The 23,994-nt window shown below is 72.0% G+C and carries 21 protein-coding genes; 13 read left to right on the forward strand and 8 right to left on the reverse strand.

What is annotated here, in order from left to right:
• Positions 1-19: 19 nt before the first annotated feature.
• Positions 20-1,108 (forward strand): NAD(P)-binding domain-containing protein, encoded by a 1,089-nt coding sequence (locus ACWC97_RS19825; protein ID WP_450650599.1) that lies wholly within the window; start codon positions 20-22, stop codon positions 1,106-1,108.
• Positions 1,109-1,120: 12 nt separating this feature from the next.
• Here the strand turns inward: ACWC97_RS19825 and mltG are convergent, their stop codons facing one another.
• Positions 1,121-1,969, reverse strand: a complete 849-nt coding sequence (gene mltG / locus ACWC97_RS19830; RefSeq protein WP_450650601.1) for an endolytic transglycosylase MltG — start codon at positions 1,967-1,969, stop codon at positions 1,121-1,123.
• A gap of 451 nt (positions 1,970-2,420) precedes the next feature.
• The gene (locus tag ACWC97_RS19835; protein WP_450650603.1) at positions 2,421-4,226 is read right to left on the reverse strand and encodes an ABC transporter ATP-binding protein; all 1,806 of its coding nucleotides are present in this window, start codon (positions 4,224-4,226) and stop codon (positions 2,421-2,423) included.
• Positions 4,227-4,367: 141 nt separating this feature from the next.
• Here ACWC97_RS19835 and ACWC97_RS19840 point away from each other — a divergent pair, with 141 nt between their 5' ends.
• From ACWC97_RS19840 to ACWC97_RS19850, 3 genes are all read left to right on the forward strand, one after another.
• A complete protein-coding gene (locus tag ACWC97_RS19840) occupies positions 4,368-4,811 on the forward strand; it encodes a MarR family winged helix-turn-helix transcriptional regulator (protein WP_352274384.1) in 444 nt (147 codons plus the stop codon).
• 62 nt (positions 4,812-4,873) lie between these two features.
• Positions 4,874-7,825, forward strand: a complete 2,952-nt coding sequence (locus tag ACWC97_RS19845; protein WP_450650605.1) for an FAD-binding and (Fe-S)-binding domain-containing protein — start codon at positions 4,874-4,876, stop codon at positions 7,823-7,825.
• Between the two features lie 234 nt (positions 7,826-8,059).
• Positions 8,060-9,496, forward strand: coding sequence for a Gfo/Idh/MocA family protein (locus ACWC97_RS19850; RefSeq protein WP_352274382.1), 1,437 nt, complete (start codon positions 8,060-8,062; stop codon positions 9,494-9,496).
• A 72-nt stretch (positions 9,497-9,568) separates the two neighbouring features.
• On the opposite strand, the gene ACWC97_RS19855 is transcribed toward ACWC97_RS19850, so the two are convergent.
• On the reverse strand, positions 9,569-10,360 hold the full coding sequence (locus ACWC97_RS19855) for a metal-dependent hydrolase (RefSeq protein WP_352274381.1): 792 nt from the start codon (positions 10,358-10,360) through the stop codon (positions 9,569-9,571).
• Positions 10,361-10,444: 84 nt separating this feature from the next.
• Here ACWC97_RS19855 and ACWC97_RS19860 point away from each other — a divergent pair, with 84 nt between their 5' ends.
• A complete protein-coding gene (locus ACWC97_RS19860) occupies positions 10,445-13,018 on the forward strand; it encodes a DEAD/DEAH box helicase (RefSeq protein ID WP_352274380.1) in 2,574 nt (857 codons plus the stop codon).
• A 46-nt stretch (positions 13,019-13,064) separates the two neighbouring features.
• A complete protein-coding gene (locus tag ACWC97_RS19865) occupies positions 13,065-13,937 on the forward strand; it encodes an acyl-CoA thioesterase (RefSeq protein ID WP_352274379.1) in 873 nt (290 codons plus the stop codon).
• A 15-nt stretch (positions 13,938-13,952) separates the two neighbouring features.
• Here ACWC97_RS19865 and ACWC97_RS19870 read toward each other — a convergent pair whose 3' ends face one another.
• On the reverse strand, positions 13,953-14,198 hold the full coding sequence (locus ACWC97_RS19870; RefSeq protein ID WP_352274378.1) for a DUF6011 domain-containing protein: 246 nt from the start codon (positions 14,196-14,198) through the stop codon (positions 13,953-13,955).
• Between the two features lie 69 nt (positions 14,199-14,267).
• Here ACWC97_RS19870 and ACWC97_RS19875 point away from each other — a divergent pair, with 69 nt between their 5' ends.
• Positions 14,268-14,963: a hypothetical protein gene (locus tag ACWC97_RS19875; RefSeq protein ID WP_450650608.1), complete on the forward strand. Its 696-nt coding sequence runs from the start codon at positions 14,268-14,270 to the stop codon at positions 14,961-14,963.
• Positions 14,964-14,974: 11 nt separating this feature from the next.
• Here ACWC97_RS19875 and ACWC97_RS19880 read toward each other — a convergent pair whose 3' ends face one another.
• On the reverse strand, positions 14,975-15,268 hold the full coding sequence (locus ACWC97_RS19880) for an SHOCT domain-containing protein (RefSeq protein ID WP_450650610.1): 294 nt from the start codon (positions 15,266-15,268) through the stop codon (positions 14,975-14,977).
• Positions 15,269-15,303: 35 nt separating this feature from the next.
• Positions 15,304-15,753 carry a DUF6325 family protein gene (locus ACWC97_RS19885; protein ID WP_450650612.1) on the reverse strand — a complete coding sequence of 150 codons (450 nt, stop codon included), beginning with the start codon at positions 15,751-15,753 and terminating at the stop codon, positions 15,304-15,306.
• A 230-nt stretch (positions 15,754-15,983) separates the two neighbouring features.
• Between ACWC97_RS19885 and ACWC97_RS19890 the strand changes: the two genes are divergently transcribed.
• The 3 genes from ACWC97_RS19890 (at position 15,984) to ACWC97_RS19900 (ending at position 19,028) form a co-directional block, all read left to right on the forward strand.
• The gene (locus ACWC97_RS19890) at positions 15,984-17,756 is read left to right on the forward strand and encodes a cation:proton antiporter domain-containing protein (protein ID WP_352274374.1); all 1,773 of its coding nucleotides are present in this window, start codon (positions 15,984-15,986) and stop codon (positions 17,754-17,756) included.
• 64 nt (positions 17,757-17,820) lie between these two features.
• Positions 17,821-18,351: a GNAT family N-acetyltransferase gene (locus ACWC97_RS19895; RefSeq protein ID WP_352274373.1), complete on the forward strand. Its 531-nt coding sequence runs from the start codon at positions 17,821-17,823 to the stop codon at positions 18,349-18,351.
• A 188-nt stretch (positions 18,352-18,539) separates the two neighbouring features.
• Entirely contained in the window at positions 18,540-19,028 is a 489-nt protein-coding gene (locus tag ACWC97_RS19900) for a glutathione peroxidase (protein WP_352274372.1), read from the forward strand.
• A gap of 84 nt (positions 19,029-19,112) precedes the next feature.
• On the opposite strand, the gene ACWC97_RS19905 is transcribed toward ACWC97_RS19900, so the two are convergent.
• The gene (locus tag ACWC97_RS19905; protein WP_352274371.1) at positions 19,113-20,342 is read right to left on the reverse strand and encodes an acyl-CoA dehydrogenase family protein; all 1,230 of its coding nucleotides are present in this window, start codon (positions 20,340-20,342) and stop codon (positions 19,113-19,115) included.
• A gap of 173 nt (positions 20,343-20,515) precedes the next feature.
• On the opposite strand from ACWC97_RS19905, the gene ACWC97_RS19910 reads away from it, so the two are divergent.
• The gene (locus tag ACWC97_RS19910) at positions 20,516-21,166 is read left to right on the forward strand and encodes a TetR family transcriptional regulator (protein WP_352274370.1); all 651 of its coding nucleotides are present in this window, start codon (positions 20,516-20,518) and stop codon (positions 21,164-21,166) included.
• A gap of 22 nt (positions 21,167-21,188) precedes the next feature.
• Here the strand turns inward: ACWC97_RS19910 and def are convergent, their stop codons facing one another.
• Entirely contained in the window at positions 21,189-21,734 is a 546-nt protein-coding gene (gene def, locus ACWC97_RS19915) for a peptide deformylase (RefSeq protein ID WP_352274369.1), read from the reverse strand.
• Between the two features lie 115 nt (positions 21,735-21,849).
• Here def and ACWC97_RS19920 point away from each other — a divergent pair, with 115 nt between their 5' ends.
• Together ACWC97_RS19920 and ACWC97_RS19925 are read left to right on the forward strand one after the other, a co-directional pair.
• The gene (locus ACWC97_RS19920) at positions 21,850-23,088 is read left to right on the forward strand and encodes a Mur ligase family protein (RefSeq protein ID WP_352274368.1); all 1,239 of its coding nucleotides are present in this window, start codon (positions 21,850-21,852) and stop codon (positions 23,086-23,088) included.
• Between the two features lie 34 nt (positions 23,089-23,122).
• A complete protein-coding gene (locus ACWC97_RS19925; protein ID WP_352274367.1) occupies positions 23,123-23,851 on the forward strand; it encodes a type 1 glutamine amidotransferase in 729 nt (242 codons plus the stop codon).
• Positions 23,852-23,994: the final 143 nt, after the last annotated feature.

The following is a 23,994-nucleotide window of genomic DNA, read 5'->3' on the forward strand; positions in this document are numbered from 1 at the left end:
AAACGTGAACGATTCTGGGGTGGCCACCGCACGCGAGACCGAGGTCGTCGTGATCGGCGCCGGGCAGGCAGGACTGTCCGGCGCCTTCCATCTGCGCCGCACCGGCCTGGAGCCGGACCGCGACTTCGTCGTGCTCGACCATTCCCCGCGTCCGGGCGGCGCCTGGCAGTTCCGCTGGCCCTCGCTGACCTACGGCAAGGTGCACGGCATGCACTCCCTGCCCGGCATGGAGCTGACCGGGGCCGACGACAGCCGCCCGTCCTCCAAGGTGATCGGCGCCTACTTCGACCGGTACGAGTCCGCCTTCGGCCTGCGGGTCCACCGCCCGGTCGACGTGACCGCGGTACGGGAGGGGCCCGAGGGGCGGCTGCTCGTGGAGAGTTCCGAGGGTACGTATACCGCCCGGGCGCTGATCAACGCCACCGGCACCTGGGACCGGCCGTTCTGGCCGCGCTATCCGGGTCAGGAGAGCTTCCGGGGGTGGCAGGTGCACACGGCGGGGTATCCGGGCCCGGACGCCTTCGCCGGACGGCGGGTGGTGGTGGTCGGCGGCGGCGCCTCGGGGACGCAGCATCTGATGGAGATCGCCGAGGTGGCTGCCGAGACGTACTGGGTGACGCGACGGCCTCCGGTCTTCCGGGAGGGGCCCTTCGACGCCGACCGGGGGCGGGCCGCGGTGGCGCTGGTGGAGGAGCGGGTACGGCGCGGACTGCCGCCGAGGAGCGTGGTGAGCGTGACCGGGCTGCCGCTCACGGACGCGGTGCGCCGCGCCCGCGCGTCGGGGGTGCTGGACCGGCTGCCGATGTTCGACCGGATCACCCCGGACGGGGTCGCCTGGGACGACGGGCGGACGGTCGGGGCGGACACCATCCTCTGGGCCACCGGCTTCCGGCCCGTGATCGACCACCTCGCACCGCTGAAACTGCGCGAGCCGGGCGGCGGCATCCAGGTCGAGGGCACGCGTGCGGTGCGCGACCCCCGCGTCCATCTCGTCGGGTACGGGCCCTCCGCGAGCACGATCGGCGCCAACCGGGCGGGCCGGGCCGCGGTGCACGACATCGGCCGGCTGCTGGGACGCTCGGGGGCGGCGACGCCCGTCACGGCCTGAGGGGCCGGGCACTCAGCCGCCGGAGCCGCTGCGGTGGTTGCGGTTGAACTCCTCGACGTTCCGCTGCTGTTCCGTATAGCTGCTGGTGAAGCGGGTGTCTCCGGGCGCGACCGTGACGAAGTACAGCCATGTCCCGGGGGTGGGGTCGATCGCGGCCGTCATCGCCTGCTCCCCCGGATTCCCGATGGGCGTGGGCGGCAGGCCCTTGCGTTCGTAGCTGTTGTACGGGCTGTCGATCCTCGTGTCGCCCTTGGTCGTGTGCAGGGTGCTGCGGTTCAGGGCGTAGTTGAGCGTGGAATCCATCTGGAGCGGCATGCCCAGGCGCAGCCGGTTGTGGATCACCCGGGCGACCTTGCCCATGTCGGCCACGCTGTCCGCCTCGGCCTGGACGATGCTGGCGATCACCACCGTCCCGTACACCGACACGCCGTTGCGCCGGGCACCCTCGGCGATGTGGTCCGCGCCGAACCGCTGGAGCGCGGTGTCGACCATGTACCGGAGCAGTCCCCGCGGGGTCGTGGCGGAGGTGACGGGGTACGTCGCCGGGAAGAGGTAGCCCTCGGGGTTGCCCTTCGCCTCGGCGGGGAGCGGCAGGTCCGCCGTGCCTGCGGCCTTCTCGGCGGTCCCTGGCTCGACCGCGAGCGATCTGTCGACCGCCGCGTACACCTGGGAGGCCCGCCACCCCTCGGGGATCACGAGCGAACGGGCCCGCTCGACCTCGGGCCCCCTCGTCAGCAGCGGTACGACGACGGCGGCCGCCACGGCGAGGACGAGCACGAGGCCGATGAACAGCGCCAGGCGGCCGCGCCGGGTCGGACGGAGTCCGCGGCGGGGCGGTGCGGGCGTGGGCTCGTTCACCATGCGGGCACGCTATCCCGGCGTCCGGAAGCCGGACGGGAGGACACGGGGCCGCTCCCGTTCCTCTCGGCACCCCCGCCCCTCCCGTCAATGGAACATACGAACAGGGGATCGTGTGTTCGCTGGAACGCGTGATCGTCCCGTCATTCGTTGCTCAACTCCCTTACGGCGAAGGATGATTACAGGGCGCAAGCGACGGGCTGCAGACCGCGATCGCGCTGTCCCACATATGCATCACGCACAAGGAGAAACACCGACATGAACATCCTCACCAACCTGCTCGCCGGCATCGTCCACTTCGTGGGTTGGCTCGTCTGACCGTTGCTCCGCACGGCGCCGCCGCTCCCCGTCCCACGGGAGCGGCGGCGTCGCCGCGTTTCCGGTCCCTGCGCACGGGTGCGCGTGCGGGACCGGTCCGTCCGCACGGGTGTGGGGCGCGGCCGGTCCGGGCGGGTCAGCCGGCCACGGGGTCCGGTTGCGTGTCCCGCCCGACCAGCGCGGCGTAGCGGCCGCCCTGCTGGAGGAGCTCTTCGTGGCTGCCCCGCTCGACGGTGCGGCCGCCGTCCAGGACGACGATCTGGTCGGCGTCCCGGATGGTGGAGAGCCGGTGCGCGATGGTGATCGTGGTGCGGCCCTCGGAGAGCGCGTCGATCGCTTCCTGCACCGCCAGCTCCGTACGCGTGTCGAGGGCGCTGGTCGCCTCGTCGAGCACCAGGACGGGCGGGTCGCGCAGAATCGTGCGGGCGATGGCGAGCCGCTGCTTCTCCCCGCCCGAGAACCGGTAGCCGCGCTCGCCGACCAGCGTGTCGTAGCCGTCGGGCAGACCGGCGATGTGGTCGTGGATCTGCGCGGCGCGGGCCGCCGACTCGATCTCGGCGTCGGTCGCGTCCGGTTTGGCGAAGCGCAGGTTGTCGGCGACCGAGGCGTGGAAGAGGTAGGTCTCCTGGGAGACCACGCCGACGGCCCGCGCCAAGGTGTCGAAGTCCAGCTCGCGCACATCGACCCCGTCGAGCGTGACCCGGCCTCCGGTGACGTCGTAGAGCCGGGGCACCAGGTAGCTGAGGGTGGACTTGCCGGAGCCGGTCGCCCCGACGACCGCCAGGCTGCTGCCCGCCGGGACGGTGAGGTCGATGCCGCTGAGGGTCGGCCCGCTCCTCTTGTCATAGCTGAAGTCGACGCCCTCGAAGCGGACCTCCCCGCGTATGCGCTCCAGGCGGACCGGATTCTCCGGCTCGGTGATCTCCACGTCGAGATCGAGGTACTCGAAGATCCGCTGGAAGAGCGCCAGGGACGTCTGCATGTCGACCCCGGTGGAGAGCAGGCTCACGGCGGGCCGGAAGAGACCCTGCTGGAGCGAGACGAAGGCGACCAGGGTGCCGATGGAGACGACGGCCCCGCCGCCCTGGAGGGCCAGCCCGGCGGCCCAGTAGATGACCGCGGGCATGGCGGCCATGACGATGCCGATCGTGGACATCCGCCACCGCCCGGCCATGCTGGAACGCACTTCGAGGTCGACGAGCTTCTCGGACTCCTCGGCGAAACCCCTGGTGAGGGAGTCCGCCCGGCCCATCGTCCGGCCGAGCAGGATGCCGCTGACGGAGAGCGACTCGGTGACCGTGGCCGCCATCGCGGCCATCTGCTTCTGGCGCCGGGTGATGATCTTCTTGCGCTCGCGGCCGACCCGGCGGCTGATCCAGACGAAGACCGGCAGCAGCAGGAGCGAGACGAGGGTGAGCCGCCAGTCGAGTGCCACCATGGCGACGACCGTGGCGACCACGGCGGTGAGGTTGGAGACCAGGGAGGTCGCGGTGGAGGTCACCGTCGACTGCATGCCGCCGATGTCGTTGGCGATGCGGGACTGCACCTCGCCGGTGCGCGTCCGGGTGAAGAAGGCGAGCGGCATCCGCTGGAGCTGGGCGTAGACCGCCGTGCGCAGGTCGTGCATGACGCGCTGGCCGACCGTCGTGGAGATCAGCGTCTGCAGGACACCGAAGACGCTGGTGGTCACGGCGGTGAGGATCATACCGAGGGCGAGCAGCGACAGCAGCCCCGTGCGCCCCTGGGGGATGGCCGTGTCCAGGATCTCGCGGAGCAGGAAGGGCGAGGCGACCGACACCAGCGAGGAGGCGCCGACCAGCAGGCCCACCAGGGCGAGACGGCCCCGGTAGGGATGGAAGAGACGCAGGATGCGGCGCACCTCGGCGGGCGGACGGTCGGTGTCCTTCGGCGGAGGTGTCCAGTCGATCCGATCGGGTTTCATGAGCTCCTTCGTGGGGTGCGACCGCGGCGGCCCGGGTACGGGGGCGCACGCGGGGCCGGGCGGGGCCGGCCGGTGGTTTTGAGAGCCTAGCTCATTGTTACCTATACTCACAATGAACGAGGTCCTGATATTGTTCCCTCCATGGAATCCTCCGACGCCGACGGCGTGCTCGCCGAGCAGCTGCTGCGGGTGACCCGCAGACTTCAGCGCATCCAGGGCCGCCAACTGGAGCCGATGGGCATCACACCCGCGCAGTTCCGGCTGCTGCGCACCGTCGCCCACTACGACGGCCCGCCCCGGATGGCCGATCTCGCGCAGCGCCTGGATGTCGTTCCCCGCGCCGTGACCACCCTGGTCGACGGGCTGGAGGCGAGCGGTCGGGTGCGGCGCGCCCCCGATCCGGACAACCGCCGGGTCATCCGGATCGAGATCACCGAGGAGGGAATCGCCACTCTCCGGTCGCTGCGCGACGCGCGCCGGGCCGCCGCGGAGGAGATCCTGGCCCCACTGACCGTCGCTCAGCGCGAGGTGCTCGGCGATCTTCTGACCGCCCTGGTCAACGGAATGCCGGAGCGTCGCTGCTAGCGTCCGCCCGGGTGGCACGCATCCGCCCGTACGCCTGACCGAACAGCCGAGGAGACCTCGCCATGCCCCTGCTGGAGCCGAAGCCGGAAACCCTCCGCCCCGGAGCGGCGCGTACCCCCTCCGTGGACCGGGTGGCCGCCCGGCAGGCTCCGGGTACGCCGGAGCCGCTGCGCGGCGACCTCGTCGCCCTGCTCGGGCCGGAGAAGGTGCTGTGGAAGGTCTCCGACCTGGTGAAGTACGCCTCGGACGCCAGCCCGTACCGCTTCGTCCCCCAGGTCGTCGTGGTCCCGGAGGACATCGACGACATCTCGGCGATCCTCTCGTACGCGCACGGGAAGGGTCGGGAGGTCGTCTTCCGGGCGGCGGGCACCAGCCTGAACGGCCAGGCCCAGGGCGAGGACATCCTGGTCGACGTCCGCCACCACTGGGCGGGGATCGAGGTCCTGGACGACGGCGCGCGGGCCCGCATCAAGCCGGGTACGACGGTCGTGCGGGCCAACGCCGCCCTCGCCCGGCACGGCCGCCTGCTGGGCCCCGACCCGGCCAGCGCCATCGCCTGCACGATCGGCGGGGTCGTCGCCAACAACGCCTCGGGGATGACGGCGGGCACCACGCGCAACTCGTACCGCACGGTCTCCTCCCTCACCTTCGTCCTGCCGAGCGGCACCGTCGTCGACACCGCCGCTCCGAACGCGGACGAGGAGCTGGCCCACGCCGAGCCGCGGCTGTGCGAGGCGCTGCTGGCCCTCAAGGCGGAGATCGAGGCGGATGCCGGGCTGACCGCCCGGATCCGCGCCAAATACGAGATCAAGAACACCAACGGCTACCGCCTCGACGCCTTCCTGGACGGCTCGACGCCGGTGCAGATCCTGCGCGGTCTGATGGTGGGCTCCGAGGGCACGTTCGGCTTCATCTCCGAGGTCGTCTTCGACACTCTGCCGCTGGACCGCCGGGTCTCCACCGCCCTGCTCTTCTTCCCCTCGCTGACCGCGGCGGCCGCGGCGGTGCCCCGTTTCAACGAGGCGGGGGCGATCGCCGTCGAGCTGATGGACGGCAACACGCTGCGCGCCTCGGTGAGCGTCCAGGGCGTTCCGGCGGACTGGGCGGAGCTGCCCAAGGAGACGACGGCGCTGCTGGTGGAGTTCCGGGCCCCCGACGAGTCCGGCCAGGAGGCGTACGAGCAGGCGGCGGCCGCCGTCGTCGAGGGGCTCGACCTGGTCGCGCCCGTCGCCTCCGTGACCAACGCGTTCACCCGTGACGCCAAGGTGATCTCCGGCTACTGGAAGGCCCGCAAGGCGTTCGTCACGGCGGTCGGCGGCTCCCGGCCCTCCGGGACGACGCTGATCACGGAGGACTTCGCGGTACCGCCCTCCCGGCTGGCCGAGGCGTGCGAGGCCCTGCTCGGGCTCCAGGCGCGGCACGGCTTCGACGCCGCCGTCGCCGGCCACGCGGCCCACGGAAACCTGCACTTCCTGCTCGCCTTCGACGCGGCGAAGCCGTCCGACGTCGACCGCTACGCCGCGTTCATGGACGACTTCTGCCGGCTGACGGTGGAACGCTTCGACGGCTCCCTGAAGGCCGAGCACGCCACCGGCCGCAACATCGCCCCCTTCCTGGAGCTGGAATGGGGTCCCAGGGCGACCGAGCTGATGTGGCGCACCAAGCAGGTCATCGACCCGGACGGGGTGCTGGCCCCCCGGATCGTCCTGGACCGCGACCCGAAGGCCCATCTGCGCGGGCTGAAGACGATCCCCGAGGTCGAGGCGGTCGCCGATCCCTGCATCGAGTGCGGGTTCTGCGAACCCACCTGCCCCAGCCACGACCTGACGACGTCCCCGCGCCAGCGCATCGTGCTGCGCCGCGAGATGATGCGCCAGCCGGACGGCTCACCGGTGGAGACGCAGCTGCTCGACGCGTACGGGTACGACGCCGTCGACACCTGCGCGGGCGACTCGACGTGCAAGCTCGCCTGCCCGGTGGGGATCGACACCGGGGCGCTGATGAAGGACTTCCGCCACCGGCGGCACTCGCCGCGCGAGGAGCGGATCGCGGCTCTCACCGCGAAGAACTTCAAGGCGGTGGAGGCGGCGGCCCGGCTGGCGGTGGCCGCCGCCGGCCGGATCGGTGCGCGGATCGGCAACGGTCCGCTGGAGGCCGTCACCGGGCTCGCCCGCAAGGCGGTCCGCCCCGACCTGGTGCCCGAGTGGCTGCCGGAGATCCCCGGCGCCGCCGCCCGGAAACTCCCCCGTACCTCCCGCGTCGGGGCGAGTGCCGTCTACTACCCGGCGTGCGTCAACCGCATCTTCGGCGGCCCCGAGGGCCACCGGGGTCCCTCGCTGCCGCAGGCCGTGGTCGCCGTCTCCGCCCGGGCCGGAAAGCCGGTCTGGATCCCCGACGACGTCGCCGGGACCTGCTGCGCGACGATCTGGCACTCCAAGGGGTACGACGAGGGCAACAGGGTCATGGCCAACCGCATCGTGGAAGCGGCCTGGGGCTGGACGGCCGGCGGCAGGCTGCCGCTGGTCGTCGACGCCTCCTCGTGCACCCTGGGCATCGCCCACGAGGTGGTGCCGTATCTCACCGAGGACAACCTGGAACTGCACCAGGAGCTGACCATCGTCGACTCGCTGGTCTGGGCGGCCGACGAACTGCTGCCGGAGCTGACGGTGGTCCGGAAGACCGGCTCGGCGGTCCTGCACCCGACGTGCTCCATGGAGCATCTGGGCGACGTGGAGCAGTTGCGTACGGTCGCGGAGGCCGTAGCCGAGGAGGTCGTCGTCCCCGACGACGCCGGATGCTGCGCCTTCGCGGGCGACCGGGGGATGCTGCACAAGGAGCTGACCGCCTCGGCGACGGCCAAGGAGGCCGCCGAGGTGAACGAGCGGGCGTACGACGTGTACCTCTCGGCCAACCGCATGTGCGAGGTCGGTATGGACCGTGCCACGGGCCATCCGTACTACTCGGTGCTGATGGAGCTGGAACGGGCGACCCGGCCGGGGGCCGCGACGCGCTGACCGCCGGGGTCCTCGGCCCCGTACGCCCCGCCCCGGGAGGAAGCCGGGCGGGCCCGCAGTCCCCGGGCCCGCCCGGCTTCCGTCTGCCCGCAGGCCGGCGGAGGTCACGAAAGTCCATGGTTTCGGCACGGGAGTCCAATCGCTCCCCTTGCGCAGCACCCGCACCAACTACCAAGGTCGTCACCGAAGTTCATGAGCAAGCCGCGCACGTCAGACCCCCTTTACGGAGGATCGATGAACGACGCAGCACATCGGAACGACGGGACTGAGCACGGCGGCGAGGGCGCGATGAGCCGCCGCTCGGTGCTCCGGACGACCGCCGGAGTGGCCGGTGCCGGCCTGGGGCTCGGCGCCGTCGGCAACCCCACCGCGCACGCCGCATCCCCCACGGACGCACCGGCCGCCGGGACCCCGGAGCGCCGGGGCAGGACCATGGTGGGGGTGCCCTTCGAGCCGCGCTCCACCGTCCGGGTCGGCATCGTCGGCCTCGGCAACCGCGGCGGCAGCATGATCGACCTCTTCCTCGCCGTCGGCGGCGTACGGGTCGTCGCCGTCTGCGACCCGGTGAAGGAGAAGGCGCAGCGGGCCGCCGCCAAGGTGACCGCCGCGGGCCAGCCCGCCCCCGCCGTCTACACCAAGGGCGAGGACGACTACGAGAAGCTCTGCGAGCGCGGGGACATCGACTTCGTCTATGTGGCGACGCCCTGGGACTACCACTTCCGGATGGCGAAGACCGCGCTGCTGAACGGCAAGCACGTGGGCGTGGAGTGTCCGATCGCGCTCCAGCTCGACCAGCTCTGGGAGCTGGTCGACCTCTCCGAGCGCACCAGACGTCACTGCATGCAGCTGGAGAACTGCTGTTACGGACAGAACGAGATGCGGGTGCTGCGCATGGCGCACGCCGGTCTCTTCGGCGATCTGCTGCACGGGGCGGGCGCCTACAACCACGATCTGCGCGGCCTGATGTTCGATCCGGACTACTACGAAGGCCCCTGGCGCAGGCTCTGGCACACCCGGCTGCGCGGCGATCTCTACCCCAACCACGGCTTCGGCCCGGTCGCCAACTACATGGACATCAACCGCGGCGACCGCGCGGTGAGCATCACCAGTGTGGGCTCCCCGGCCCTCGGTCTCGCCGAGTACCGCGCGAAGCACATGCCGGCCGGTGATCCGAGCTGGAAGGAGACGTACATCGAGTCCGACCGGACGATCAGCCTGGTCCAGACCGCCAAGGGCCGGGTCATCCGGCTGGAGCACGATGTCTCCACCCCGCACCCCTATTCGCGGATCAACAGCCTCGGCGGCACGAGGGGCGTCTTCGAGGACTATCCCGCGCGGATCTACATCGAGCCCGACCACACCGACGACAACTGGGGCGACTTCGGGAAGTACCGGGAGTGGGACCACTGGCTGTGGAAGGAGCACGCCAATCCGCCGGGCGGTCACGGCGGGATGGACTACATGCTGGTGTTCCGGCTGATGCAGTGCATGCGGCTGGGGCTGGTCCCGGACTTCGACGTGTACGACGCGGCGACCTGGACGGCGCCGGTGCCGCTGAGCCATCTGTCCATCAGGGCGAAGGGCGCCCCGCAGCAGATCCCGGACTTCACCCGGGGTGAGTGGAAGAAGGCCCGCCCCGGCATGGACTCGGAGAACCCGGAGCCGGCCTGACCGGCCGGTACAGGCGAACGGGCGGGCCGGGGTGCGTACCCCCGGCCCGCCCGTCGCAGAGCTTCCCGGCCCTCAGAAGACGTTCAGGGCGGCCGCCCCGCCCACTCCCCCGAGCACCATGAACACCGGCATCAGCACCTTCAGCTCCACCCAGCTGCCGGCCTTGAACCGCATGGCCTTCGGCGGGCCGACCGGGTACCAGCGCTTGCGGCCGATCGGGATGGGCCACAGGATCGGGCAGCCGGAGACGGTCAGCGCGTCCCCGATGTCGTGGACCAGGGCGCCGAGCACGATCGGCAGCCCGAGCCACATGTACTCCTGGCCGGGTCCGGTGAACAGCCAGTCGGAGCCGTTGCCCGGCTCGTCCAGCACACCGGCCAGTATCCAGGCGCTGGTCGCGCCGAGCATCCACACCAGGACGTCGCTGGACATCCTGGCTGCCCGCCACAGCAGCCCTTCGACCGCGAGCACCAGGTGGACGAAGAGGATCCCGAGGACCGCCCACCGGCCGCCGGTGATCGCCGCGGCGGAGGCCCCGGCGCCGATCAGGACGGCCCAGGCCCAGGTGTGGGTCAGGGTGCGGTGCCCGCCGTTGCGGTTGGAGTCGCCGCGCATCCTGGTCGCCTTGTACACGGCGTGCGAGAGCTTGTCGACGATCTCGCAGAGTCCCCGGGACACCGGACCGAAGGCGCGCGAGATGGTCGCGGACTTGTGGTCGAGGTCCGGGGCGAGCGCCGCTCCGGCGGTGATGAGCGCGCCCACGACCAGGACGGGCCAGGGCATCGGATGGCCCGCGGCGGAAGCCGCGGCACCCACCCCCAGCCAGGCCGCCGCCCCGGACAGAGAGTGTGCCGGTCCCATCATGGTTCTTCCCGCCCCCAAGAGTCTTTTCGCTTCGCCGCCATGGCCGCCCGGGCATGGCCGAGTTGAGTGCGAAGCGTATCGCTCATGATCTTCATACGGTCGTCCGGTTCCCTCATCCGGGCGGAAGGAAGGCAAGATGGGGGCGTGACCCTTATCGATCAGCTGCCCCCGACCGACGACCCCGACGCCCTTTTCGAGGCTTTCTCGTCATGGACCGAGAACCGGGGCATCACCCTCTATCCGGCCCAGGAGGAGGCGCTGATCGAGGTGGTCTCCGGCGCGAACGTGATCCTCTCCACCCCGACCGGCTCCGGGAAGAGCCTGGTCGCGGCGGGTGCGCACTTCACCGCGCTGGCCCAGGACAAGGTCACTTTCTACACCGCGCCGATCAAGGCACTGGTCTCGGAGAAGTTCTTCGACCTGTGCAAGCTGTTCGGTACGGAGAACGTCGGCATGCTCACCGGCGACGCCTCGGTCAACGCCGACGCCCCGGTGATCTGCTGCACCGCCGAGGTGCTGGCCTCCATCGCGCTCCGTGACGGCAAGTACGCCGACATCGGCCAGGTCGTGATGGACGAGTTCCACTTCTACGCGGAGCCGGACCGCGGCTGGGCCTGGCAGATCCCGCTGCTGGAGCTTCCGCAGGCCCAGTTCGTCCTGATGTCGGCCACGCTCGGCGACGTCCGGATGTTCGAGGAGGACCTGACGCGCCGCACCGGCCGCCCCACCTCCGTGGTGCGCTCGGCGACCCGGCCGGTGCCGCTCAGCTACGAGTACCGGCTGACCCCGATCACCGAGACCCTGACCGAGCTGCTGGACACCCGGCAGTCGCCGGTCTACATCGTGCACTTCACGCAGGCCGCGGCGGTCGAGCGGGCCCAGTCGCTGATGAGCATCAACATGTGCACCAAGGAGGAGAAGGAGAAGATCGCCGATCTGATCGGCAACTTCCGCTTCACCACCAAGTTCGGCAAGAACCTCTCCCGCTACGTCCGGCACGGCATCGGGGTGCACCACGCCGGCATGCTGCCGAAGTACCGGCGGCTGGTGGAGAAGCTGGCCCAGGCCGGTCTGCTGAAGGTGATCTGCGGTACGGACACCCTCGGCGTCGGGGTCAACGTCCCGATCCGCACCGTGCTCTTCACCGCGCTCACCAAGTACGACGGGACGCGGGTCCGTACGCTGCGGGCCCGGGAGTTCCACCAGATCGCCGGCCGGGCGGGCCGGGCCGGGTTCGACACGGCCGGCTTCGTGGTGGCCCAGGCGCCCGAGCACGTCATCGAGAACGAGAAGGCCGTCAAGAAGGCGGGCGACGACCCGAAGAAGAAGCGCAAGGTGGTCCGCAAGAAGGCCCCCGAGGGCTTCGTCGCCTGGTCCGAGACCACCTTCGACAAGCTGATCCAGTCCGATCCGGAGCCGCTGACCTCCCGTTTCCGGGTCACGCACACCATGCTGCTGTCCGTGATCGCCCGCCCCGGCAACGCATTCGAGGCGATGCGGCGGCTGCTGGAGGACAACCACGAGCCGCGCCGGGCGCAGCTGCGGCACATCCGGCGGGCCATCGCGATCTACCGTTCGCTGCTGGACGGCGGTGTGGTGGAGCAGCTCGACGAGCCGGACGCGGAGGGCCGCATCGTCCGGCTCACGGTCGATCTCCAGCAGGACTTCGCGCTCAACCAGCCGCTGTCCACCTTCGCGCTGGCCGCGTTCGACCTGCTGGACCCGGACTCCCCCTCGTACGCGCTGGACATGGTCTCCGTGGTGGAGTCGACGCTGGACGACCCCCGGCAGATCCTGGCCGCGCAGCAGAACAAGGCGCGCGGCGAGGCCGTGGGGCGGATGAAGGCCGACGGGGTCGAGTACGAGGAGCGGATGGAGCTGCTCCAGGAGGTCACGTACCCGAAGCCGCTGAGCGAGCTGCTGTGGCACGCGTACGACGTGTACCGCAGGAGCCACCCGTGGGTGGGCGACCATCCGGTGTCCCCGAAGTCCGTCATCCGCGACATGTACGAACGCGCCATGACGTTCACCGAGTTCACCTCGCACTACGAGCTGGCCCGGACCGAGGGCATCGTGCTGCGGTATCTGGCGAGCGCGTACAAGGCGCTGGAGCACACCATTCCGGACGACCTCAAGTCCGAGGACCTGGAGGATCTGATCGCCTGGCTGGGCGAGATGGTGCGCCAGGTGGACTCCAGCCTGCTCGACGAGTGGGAGCAGCTGGCCAACCCGGAGGTCGAGACCGCGGAGGAGGCCCAGGAGAAGGCCGACGAGGTGAAGCCGGTGACGGCGAACGCCCGCGCCTTCCGGGTGCTGGTGCGCAACGCGATGTTCCGCCGGGTGGAGCTGGCCGCGCTGGACCGGGTGGACGAGCTGGGCGAGCTGGACGGCGAGGCGGGCTGGGACGCGGACGCCTGGGGCGAGGCGATGGACGCCTACTGGGACGAGTACGAGGATCTGGGCACCGGCCCGGACGCCCGGGGCCCGAAGCTGCTGCGGATCGAGGAGGACCCGGCGCACGGGCTGTGGCGGGTGCGGCAGAGCTTCGCCGATCCGAACGGCGACCACGACTGGGGCATCAGCGCGGAGATCGATCTGGCCGCCTCCGACGAGGAGGGCCGGGCCGTCGTCAGGGTCACCTCCGTGGGGCAGCTGTGATCCGTGGGGCGGCTGTGGGACGGGAGCGGAAGTGGAGGGGAACCGTATGACGAATCCCGCCGAGCGTCTGGTCGATCTGCTCGACCTGGAGCGCATCGAGGTGGACATCTTCCGGGGGCGCAGCCCGCACGAGTCGCTCCAGCGGGTCTTCGGCGGCCAGGTCGCCGGGCAGGCGCTGGTCGCGGCGGGCCGGACCACCGACGGCGACCGGCCGGTCCATTCGCTGCACGCGTACTTCCTGCGGCCGGGGCGGCCGGGGGTGCCGATCGTGTACCAGGTGGAGCGGGTCCGGGACGGCCGGTCGTTCACCACCCGCCGGGTCACGGCGATCCAGCAGGGCCGGACGATCTTCAACCTGACCGCGTCCTTCCACCGTCCGGAGGAGGCGGGCTTCGAGCACCAGCTGCCGCCGTCCCGCGAGGTCCCGGATCCCGAGGGACTGCCGACCGTCGCCGAGGAGGTCCGTGAGCACCTGGGCGCGCTGCCGGAGGCGCTGGAGCGGATGGCCCGGCGCCAGCCCTTCGACATCCGGTACGTCGACCGGCTGCGGTGGACGGAGGAGGAGGTCAGGGACGCCGACCCGCGCAGCGCGGTGTGGATGCGGGCGGTCGGTCCGCTGGGCGACGACCCGCTGGTGCACACCTGCGCGCTGACGTACGCGAGCGACATGACGCTGCTGGACGCCGTCCGCATCCCGGTGGAGCCGCTGTGGGGTCCGCGCGGCTTCGACATGGCCTCCCTGGACCACGCCATGTGGTTCCACCGGCCGTTCCGGGCCGACGAGTGGTTCCTGTACGACCAGGAGTCGCCGGTCGCCACCGGTGGGCGAGGGCTGGCGCGCGGGCGGATCTACGACCGCGACGGCCGTCTGCTGGTGTCCGTGGTGCAGGAGGGGCTGTTCCGGCGGCTGGGGTCGTAGGACGCGTCCGGCGGATCAGGTGCCGGGCAGCGGGTCCTGTTCGACCTCGTGGCGGCGGGTGCGGATGTCCGCGGGCGCCGGGTGGAGCTTGGCGTCGCAGGCGGGGCCGAGGCCCGTGCGGCGTGATGCCGTACCGGTGAGCGGACGGCCGCACAGGCGGCAGCGCACCACCCTGCGCCGGGCGGCGGGTTCGTCCGGCGCGTCGCCGGTCGGGGCGCCGGGGGCGGGGAGGGGCTCGGGGAAGAGCTCGGCGGATTCCACCCGTCGATCTTCCCAGGCCGTCCGTCCCCCGTGCGACGTCGGAACGGAGCAGAGGGAGGGAATCGGCGAGTGAGCAGGGCGGTGACGCTGCGGCGGGCCACGGCGGCGGAGGGGGACGTCGGCCATGTCGTCGAGCTGGCCCACTCGGCCGGCGGCGGGCCCCGGGTCGTGGCCCATGTGGAGCGCGAGCTCCCGGAGGGCGGGATACCCGCGTACCTCGCGGCCCGCAAGTCGGGGGCGCGGTCCTTCGTGCTCTGGGCCGACCCCGGACGCCGGACCCGGATGGCCACCGTGGTCACCGCCTCCGCGACACACGGCGTCGCGACGTACCGGGTGCTGGACACCCACGGCGGGCTCATCGGCACCGTGGTCCGCGAGCAGGCCCTCCGCGGGAAGGGGCTGCGGACCCGCTGGACGGTCGCGCAGGCGGGCTGCCCGGAAGCGGTCGGCTACAAGGGCCGCGTCTTCTGGTGGTACGTGTGGTGGCTGCTGTCCGGCGTCCAGGTGGCGATCGCGGTGGGCAGTCTGCTGAACGACGGGGGCGAGGTGGCGCGCGGGCCCCGGCGCGTCGTCTGGCGGGCCGGTGGCGAGGTGCCGTTGGAGTTCCGCTCGGACGGCGACGTGATCCAGGTGCGCGCGCACTGGGTCGACCAGCGGCTCGCGGCGGCCCTGAGCGCCCTGGTCCGCTCCTTCGACGGCTGGCTGGGCTCGCCCTGGGACGACGAGAAGGAGGAGCGGAAGAGGACCGGGAGGGCGAAGAAGTAGCCGGGTGCCGGTCAGGTGGCGAGGATGCGGGCCTTCTGGGCCTCGAACTCGCTCTGGGTCAGTACGCCCTGGCTCTTGAGGTCGCCGAGCTCCTTGAGCTGGGCGATCTTGTTGCTCATCTCGTCCTCCGGCGCGACGGTGGTGGGCGGCGGTGGCGCTGCCTGATAGCCCGCCTCCTCCTGGCCGCGCAGGGCGTCCTGTTCGGCCCAGCGGCCCGCCTGGCGCCGGGAGACCCGGTTGGAGACGGAGGTGGCGGTTCCGGCGATCACCGCGGTGCGGGCGACGCCGCGAAGCAGTCCTGGCATGGTGCGTTCTCCTCTGGCCGGCTCGTGTGGGCGGTTCAGGACCTGGCCGCGGCCTCGGCGGCGTCCAGGGAGGCGAGGACCTCCTGGAGCGGGATGCGCCCGCCCGCCACGATGCGTCCGCCTGAGCGGCGCAGGGCGGCGGCGAACGGCCCGGCCCAGGTGTTCTCGTAGACGACGATCCCGGCGGAGCTGCCCGGTTCGAGGACGGCGCCCACCTCGTCGATGTCGTCGCGGCCCACCAGCCCGGAGGAGACGCCCTCGAAGACGGCCAGTCCGTCGTGTCCGTCCCCGGTCAGCTCGGCGAGCTCCACCCCCGCGACCGTGCCGTTCCGGTCCTTCCTGACGAAGACCAGGTCCAGGATGCGGATGATGCCCCGGTCGACCAGATCGACCAGGAGGGGCAGTCCCTCGCCCGTCATCCGGTTTCCCGGGAACTCGACCACCAGGTAGTCGACCGGCCCCGTCTCGTCGGTCTCGCTGCTCACACCGGCTCCTTGGCGTCTCGACCGCCCCGGGTCGGGCCCGGGGCCTGTGCCCTGGTCATTGGAACAGGGGGCGGGCCGGTACGCATCTCGGCCGTGGCCGGGACCCGGTGGCCGGTTGCTCCGTCGGAGGGACGGCGGGTCCTCCCGATGGCGGAGCGGTGCGAGCCGCGCCCGGCGCCGGTGCCGGGGTGCGGCGATGATCGCGCCTGCGCTGCGGAGGAGGGACGGGCATGACGGCCGATCAGGTCATGGTGGGGGCGGGTCTGATCGTGGTGCTCGCGGTCGGCTCGCAGGTGCTGGCGAGCCGGCTGCGGGTGCCCCCGCTGCTGGTCCTGCTGCCGGTGGGGTTCGTCGCCGGTGCGCTGACGGACACCGTCCATCCGGACAAGCTGCTCGGCGGGGCCTTCTCCCCGCTGGTCTCGCTCGCGGTGGCGGTGATCCTCTACGAGGCGGGGCTCGGCCTGGAACCGGCCCGGCTGCGGGGTGACACCCGGCGGGTGGTGGTGCGGCTGCTCTGGCTGGGGACGCTGGTCACCTGGATCTCCGGCGCGCTGTTCGCGGCACCGGTGCTGGGCATGTCCAAGGGCGCGGCGGTGATGCTGGGGGCGATCCTGGTGGTGTCCGGGCCGACGGTCGTCGGGCCGCTGCTCAATTTCGTACGGCCCCGGGAGCGGGTGCGGCGGGTGCTCCTCTGGGAGGGTGCGCTGATCGATCCGGTCGGCGGCATCCTGGGGGCGCTGGTCTTCCATGCGGTGGCCGCCGACGAGGTCAGGGGGTTCGGGGGCCAGGTGGAGCAGTTCTCGGCCAGTGCGGCGGTCGGGGTGCTGGGCGGGGTGGTCGGGGCCGGGCTGCTGTGGCTGCTGCTGCGCCGCGTCCGGCTCACCGAGGAGTTGGCGGCGTCGGCGCAGATCGCCGCGGTGGTCGGGGTCGCGGCCGTGTGCGACGCGGTCCGGGAGGACACCGGGCTCATCTCCGCGATCGTGATGGGCGTGGCCATGGCCAATCTGCCGGGGCTGGACCTCCCGGCCCGGCGGCCGTTCCTGGACACCCTGGTCTCGCTGATCATCGGCCTGCTGTTCGTCTCCATCTCGGCCACGGTCACCCCCGCCTCGCTGCGCCATGTGGTGCTGCCCGCGCTCGCCCTGTCCGCCTTCCTGGTGCTGGTCGTGCGTCCGTCGGTGACGCTGCTGTCGACGGCCGGCACCGGGGTGCGGGGCGGGGAGCGGTGGTTCATCGGGTGGATGGCCCCGCGCGGCATCGTCGCCGCCGCGACCGCCGCCACGTTCTCGCAGACCCTGGTGGCGCGGGGCGTCGGCGGCGCGGAGCGGATCCTGCCCGCGACGTTCGTGGTGATCGTCGCGACCGTCACGCTGTACGGGCTGACGGCGTTTCCGGTCGCCCAGTGGCTGGGGGTGCTGCGTCCCTCGCGTTCCCGGCCGTTGCTGGTCGGCGGTGAGCCGTGGGCGGTCGATCTGGGGCTGGCGCTGCGCTCGGCGGGGCTGGACGTGCTGATGTGGGCGGGTGCCGGGCGGCAGCGGACGCGGATCGAGGAGGCAGGGCTGCGCCTGGCCCCGGGCGAGCTGCTCGCGGCGGCCTCCGGTGCGGGGGCGGAGCTGGAGGGGATCACGGGGGTGCTGCTGCTCACCGGGGAGGACGACTTCAACGCGCTCGCCGCGATGACGCTCCGGGAGAGCGTCGAGGGCCGGGTGCACCGCCTCGCCCCCGCCGCGGGCGACCAGGGCGTGGTGGCGCCGTACACCGGGGGCGAGCCGCTGTTCCGTCCCGGGCTGACCGGACCGGAGCTGGCCCGCCGGTACGAGGCCGGGGCCCGGGTGCTGGCGCTACGGGCCGACGGGGCCGTCCCGGCGGGCCACGAGGTGCTGTTCGTGGTCCGCGCGGACGGCGGCCTCGACCCGGTCACCCGGACCGGTGCCCCCGAGCCCCGGCCGGGCGACACTGCCGTGCTCCTCGCTCCCCCGCCCGCCGCACCGGGTGCCGCGTGAGGCCCGGGGCACGGCGATGATGGTTCCCGACGACGACCGCGACCCCCGCGAAAGGACCCCGCGCATGACCGAGATCGTTCCGGTGAGCGGACCCGAACTGATCACCTACGCCGACGAGTTGGCCGCGCTCCTGATCGACGCCGTGGCGGACGGGGCGTCGGTGGGCTTCCTCGCTCCGCTGGACCGGGCGGCGGCCGCCGCCTGGTGGCGGGAGCGGGCCGGGAGCGTCGAGGACGGGCCCCTGCGGATCTGGATCGCGCGGGACGGCGAACGGATCGCCGGGACCATCAGCCTGGCGCGGGCCACCCTGCCCAACGCCCGCCACCGCGCGGAGGTCGCCAAGCTGATGGTGCGCGGCTCGGCCCGCAGCCAGGGACTGGGTCGGGCGCTGCTGGACACCGTGGAGCGGTCGGCCGCCGACGCGGGGATCTCCCTGCTGGTCCTGGACACCGAGAGCGGAAGCCCGGCCGAGCGGCTCTACCGTGCCGCGGGCTGGACGGAGTGCGGCTCGATCCCGGGCTACGCGGCGGACCCGACCGGGGTGCTGCGTCCGACGACGCTCTACTACAAGGAGATCGGTCCGGTCCCCCTCTGAGGGCCCGAACTCCAGTATGGGGAATGGCAGTTCGTCGCATCCGTCCGCCCGGCCGCCGGGGTCGGTGCCGGAGCGGGAACGCGCAGGCAGGAGGCGTACCGGCGCCCCGGCGGCCGGGCGACCGGCTTCCGACGGGTCGTCCGGGACGGGACAATGATCCCGGTAGCCATACCTATGAGGAGACCCACATGACGCTGCACGACATCCCCCTGCGCACCCTCACCGGCGAGCCCACCTCCCTGGCCGACTACCGCGACAAGGCGGTCCTCCTGGTGAACGTCGCGTCCCAGTGCGGGCTCACTCCGCAGTACGCGGGCCTGGAAAGGCTCCAGAAGGCCTACGGCGGGCGCGGATTCACCGTGCTCGGTGTGCCCTGCAACCAGTTCGCGGGCCAGGAGCCGGGGACGGCGGAGGAGATCGGGACCTTCTGCTCGACGACCTACGGCGTCACCTTCCCGCTGCTGGAGAAGACCGAGGTGAACGGCGAGGGCCGGCACCCGCTCTACGCGGAGCTGACCCAGCTGGCCGACGCGGACGGCGAGGCCGGTGACGTCCAGTGGAACTTCGAGAAGTTCCTCATCTCCCCGGCCGGGCTGCCGGTCGCGCGGCTGCGCCCGGGTACGGACCCGGAGGCTCCGGAACTCGTCGCGGCCATCGAGGCGCAGCTGCCCTCCTGACCCGTCGTACGCCCGGCCGCCGGGCGGGTCCGGAAGTCCGGTCCCGCCCGGCGGCCGGGTCGGTTCGCGCGGGGTGGCGTGCGGTCAGCGGATCGGCATGCCGGAGAGGGTGCGGGCGATGACCAGGCGCTGGATCTCGCTGGTGCCCTCGAAGATGGTGTAGATCGCCGCGTCCCGGTGCATCCGCTCCACCGGGTACTCCCGGGTGAAGCCGTTGCCGCCGAGGATCTGGATGGCCTGGGCGGTGACCTTCTTGGCCGTCTCGCTCGCGTACAGCTTGGACATGGAGCCCTCGGCCGAGGTGAACGGCTTGCCGGTGGTCGCCATCCAGGAGGCGCGCCAGACCAGCAGCCGGGCCGCGTCGATCTGCGTCCGCATGTCGGCGAGCTGGAAGGCGACGCCCTGGTTGTCGATGATCGGGCGGCCGAACTGGGTGCGGGTCTTCGCGTAGTCCAGCGCCACCTCGTACGCCGCGCGGGCGGTGCCGACCGCCATCGCGCCGACCGCCGGGCGGGACGCCTCGAAGGTGGCCATCGCGGCGTTCTTCACCCGCTCACCGCCACCGGCCTTGGCGCGCTCGCGGGCCCGCGCCAGGCGCTCGTCGAGCTTCCCCTTGCCGCCGAGCAGGCAGTGGCCGGGCACCCGTACGTCCTCCAGGACGACCTCGGCGGTGTGCGAGGCGCGGATGCCGTGCTTCTTGAACTTCTGGCCCTGGGACAGGCCGGGGGTGTTCGGCGGCACGATGAAGGAGGCGTGGCCCTTGGAGCCCAGCTCCGGGTCGACCACGGCGACGACCACGTGGACGTTGGCGATGCCGCCGTTGGTCGCCCAGGTCTTGGTGCCGTTCAGCACCCATTCGTCCTTGGCCTCGTCGTAGACCGCGCGGGTGCGCATCGAGGCGACGTCGGAGCCCGCGTCCGGCTCGGAGGAGCAGAAGGCGGCGACCTTGACGTCCTCGGCGTCGCCGTACATCTGCGGTATCCAGGTACCGATCTGCTCCTCGGTGCCGTTGGCGAGGACGCCGACGGCCGCCAGGCCGGTGCCGACGATGGAGAGGGCGATGCCCGCGTCCCCCCAGAAGAGCTCCTCCATCGCCATCGGGATGCCGAGTCCCGTCGGGTCGAAGAACTGCTGGGCGTAGAAGTCGAGGGAGTAGATGCCGACCTTGGCGGCCTCCTGGATGACCGGCCAGGGCGTTTCCTCGCGCTCGTCCCACTCCGAGGCCGCCGGACGGATCACGTCCGCGGCGAAGCCGTGAAGCCAGTCACGGACCTGCTTCTGGTCGTCGTTGAGTTCGAGCGTGAACTCCGCCATCTTCCCCTCCACGTACTGCTGTGAAAAACCACTCGTTACTTGCGGTAACCGCAGTCTGTTACCGACAAGTAGCCTCTGTCAACCGCCCCGGTCCCCATCCGCGCGGAGCTGGGCGGAGTGTTACGTTGCGCAGGCAGGACGCAGGCGCACGGCCAGGGGCGGGGAGAGACGACATGGAGAGCACACGACAGGCGGAGCGCCAGCGGACGGCGGCCGAGAACCGCCGCCGCGAGTTGCTCGAAGCCGCCGACCGCGTGGTGCTCAGGGACGGCCCCGGGGCCTCGATGAACGCCATCGCGGCGGAGGCGGGCATCACCAAGCCCATCCTCTACCGGCACTTCGGGGACAAGGGCGGGCTCTACCGCGCCCTCGCCAAGCGCCACACCGACGCCCTGCTGGTCGCCCTGCGCGCCGCGCTCGACGCCCCCTCCGACCGCCGTCGGCGCGTCGAGTCGACGCTCGACACCTACCTCGCGGCCATCGAGGCCCGCCCGCAGGTCTACCGCTTCCTGATGCACCCGTCCGACGACGCGGCCCCCTCGGCGGAGCACGGTTTCGACGTCGGACGGCACTCGGCCCCGCTGCTGCGCCGGCTCGGCGAGGAGCTCGCCCAGGTGATCGCCGAGCGGGTGGACCTGGGGCCGGACAGCGCGGCCATGGCCCGCATCTGGGGCCATGGCATCGTCGGCATGATGCACGCCGCGGGCGACTGGTGGCTGGGGGAACGGCCGTGCTCCCGCGAACAGTTGGTCCGCAGCCTGGCCGACCTGCTGTGGGGCGGGGTGGCCGCGGCGGCCGACCGGCCGGGCGGCCCCGGCTTCTGAGACCGCGGCGCGCCGGACGCGGTCAGCCCTCGCGCGCCCAGGGCGCCCGGCCGGCCGCGCGCAGCGCCCTGCGTCGGCGCAGTCCGGTCAACCGGTCGGTGTAGACGGTGCCTTCGAGATGGTCGCACTCGTGCTGGAGGCAGCGCGCGAAGAAACCGGTCCCGGTGACCCGGACCGGCTCACCGGTCACCGTGACTCCCTCGACGACGGCCCGGTCGAAGCGCTCGGTGCCCGCCTCGATGCCCGGCAGCGAGAGGCAGCCCTCCGGACCGCGCACGGTGACGCCGTCGGCCTCGACGAGCCTCGGGTTGACCAGGTGGCCGAGATGGCGCACCTCGTCGTCGTCCGGACAGTCGTAGACGAACACCCGCAGCGGGACGCCGATCTGGTTGGCCGCGAGGCCCACGCCCTCGGCCGCGTACATGGTGGCGTACATGTCCTCGACGAGCCGGGCGAGCGGGGGGCCGAACTCCGTGACGGGTTCGCATGCCTGGTGGAGCACCGGATCGCCGAGCAGACTCATGGCACGAATCAGTCCGGAACTGCCGGGGATCGGGCGGTTTCGCATGCCCGCAATCGTACGTTCCGCAGGTGCCCGGCCCTCGCGGCGGTGCCAGGGTGCGGCCTTCGCTCCGGACATCGATAGGCTGGGCGGCGGACCGATGCAAGGAGGATCTAGGACGATGGCAGGCAACACGGAGCCGCTGTCGCCACGGGCCAAGCTGGCCGTGACGGCGGGCAAAGCCGCGGCGGCGGTCTCACGCGCCGCGGGGCGCGGCAGCGGATCGGTGATCGGCGGCCGGGTGGCGCTCAAGCTCGACCCCGACCTGCTGGGGCGGCTGGCGCAGCACCTGGACGTGATCCTCGTGTCGGCGACGAACGGCAAGACGACGACGACCCGGCTGATCGCCGAGGCGCTGCGGGCCGCCGGCCCGGTCGTGTCGAACGCGCTCGGGGCGAACATGCCCGCGGGCATCACCTCGGCGCTGGCGGGCGGCTCGGACGCGCAGTACGGCGTGATCGAGGTCGACGAGAAGTACCTCGCCGGGGTCGCCCGCGACACCACGCCCAAGGTGATCGCGCTGCTCAACCTCTCCCGCGACCAGCTGGACCGCGCGGCGGAGACCCGGATGCTGGCGGAGAAGTGGCGTGAGGGGCTGTCCGGTTCGAAGGCCGTGATCGTGGCCAACGCCGACGACCCGCTGATCGTCTGGGCCGCCTCCTCCTCCCCCAACGTGGTGTGGGTGGCGGCCGGCCAGGCGTGGAAGGACGACGCCTGGTCCTGCCCCTCCTGCGGCGGTGTCATGCAGCGTCCGGGCGACGACTGGTTCTGCGGCGAGTGCGGATTCCGCCGGCCCGCCCCGAGCTGGGTGCTGCACGGCGACTACGTCCTGGACCCGCACGGTTCGGCCTGGCCGATCCACCTCCAGCTCCCCGGCCGCGCCAACAAGGCCAACGCCACCAGCTCCGCCGCCGTGGCCGCCGTCTTCGGTGTGCCGCCGCAGGTCGCGCTGGAGCGCATGTACCAGGTGCAGGCGGTGGCCGGCCGGTACGACGTGGTGTCCTTCCTCGGCCGTGAGCTGCGGCTGCTGCTGGCGAAGAACCCGGCGGGCTGGCTGGAGACGTTCTCGCTGATCGACCCGCCGCCCACGCCGGTGATCCTCTCCGTCAACGCGCGCGGCGCCGACGGCACGGACACCTCCTGGCTGTGGGACGTGGACTACACCCAGCTGGCCGGGCACCCGATCTTCGTGCTCGGCGACCGCAAGCTGGACCTGGCGGTCCGCCTCGAAGTGGCCGGGCTCGACTTCCGGGTCTGCGAGACCCTGGACGAGGCCGTGCAGCAGGCCCCGCCCGGCCGCATCGAGGTCATCGCCAACTACACCGCTTTCCAGGATCTGCGCCGCCGTGTCGGCAACTGACCCCGGGCCCGGGCAACTCCGGAGAGGACGAAGCATGAGCAACAACGGTCTGCGCCTGGTCTGGGTCTACCCCGACCTGCTCAGCACCTACGGCGACCAGGGCAACGCCCTGGTGGTGGAGCGCCGGGCCCGGCAGCGCGGGCTCGACGTGCAGCGCGTCGACGTCCGCAGCGACCAGCCGGTTCCGACGTCCGGTGACATCTATCTGGTCGGCGGTGGCGAGGACCGGCCGCAGCGGCTGGCCGCGGAGCGGCTGCGCCGGGACGGCGGGCTCAGCCGGGCCGCGTCCAACGGCGCGATCATCTTCTCGGTCTGCGCGGGCTACCAGATCCTCGGCCACGAGTTCATCAACGACCTCGGCGAGCGCGAGCCCGGCCTCGGCCTGCTCGACGTGGTCTCCACCCGGGGCGAGGGCGCCCGGTGCGTCGGCGACGTACTGGCCGACATCGACCCGCAGCTCGGACTGCCGCCGCTGACCGGCTTCGAGAACCACCAGGGCGTCACCCACCTCGGCCCGACGGCCCGGCCGTTCGCCCGGGTGAAGCTCGGCCGGGGCAACGGCACCGGCGACGGCACCGAGGGCGCGTACAACGACACCGTCTTCGGTACGTACATGCACGGCCCCGTGATGGCGCGCAACCCGCAGATCGCGGACCTGCTGCTGAAGCTGGCCCTCGATGTCAACGCGCTGCCGCCCACGGACGACCGCTGGTACGAGGCGCTGCGCTCCGAGCGCATCGCGTCCGCGACACAGCCCGCCTGATGAGGCCGGATTCGCTCTTCTGAGCGGATTCCAGCAGGTGGACGCCTGGTTCGGTCCCGCCACCCCACGCCGGTAGGGTGGCGGGGAACCAGCCGGACGACGGGGTCCGGTCGTCGGCCCACGTTGCAAAGGTTTCCCGGGCA

It is taken from the genome of Streptomyces sp. NPDC001108 (assembly GCF_053598535.1).